Genomic DNA, 522 nt, shown 5'->3' with positions numbered 1-522 from the left:
GGGTAGGGGTCCTGAGAGGGAGATCCCCCACACTGGTACTGAGACACGGACCAGACTCCTACGGGAGGCAGCAGTGAGGAATATTGGACAATGGGCGCAAGCCTGATCCAGCCATGCCGCGTGCAGGATGACGGTCCTATGGATTGTAAACTGCTTTTGTACAGGAAGAAACAGTTCTACGTGTAGAACCTTGACGGTACTGTAAGAATAAGGATCGGCTAACTCCGTGCCAGCAGCCGCGGTAATACGGAGGATCCAAGCGTTATCCGGAATCATTGGGTTTAAAGGGTCCGTAGGCGGTTTAATAAGTCAGTGGTGAAAGCCCATCGCTCAACGGTGGAACGGCCATTGATACTGTTAAACTTGAATTATTAGGAAGTAACTAGAATATGTAGTGTAGCGGTGAAATGCTTAGAGATTACATGGAATACCAATTGCGAAGGCAGGTTACTACAATTGATTGACGCTGATGGACGAAAGCGTGGGTAGCGAACAGGATTAGATACCCTGGTAGTCCACGCC

1 rRNA gene is annotated in these 522 nt (G+C 49.4%); it reads left to right on the top strand.

Annotation, left to right across the window (positions count from 1 at the left end):
* Positions 1–522 (top strand): 16S ribosomal RNA (locus HF885_RS10255); the annotation flags it as partial.

Source organism: Parafannyhessea umbonata (assembly GCF_012844235.1).
In the GTDB taxonomy this organism is placed as follows: Bacteria; Actinomycetota; Coriobacteriia; order Coriobacteriales; family Atopobiaceae; genus Parafannyhessea.
The sequence above is the reverse complement of the archived record's forward strand: the minus strand, read 5'-3'. Positions and strand labels throughout refer to the sequence as shown.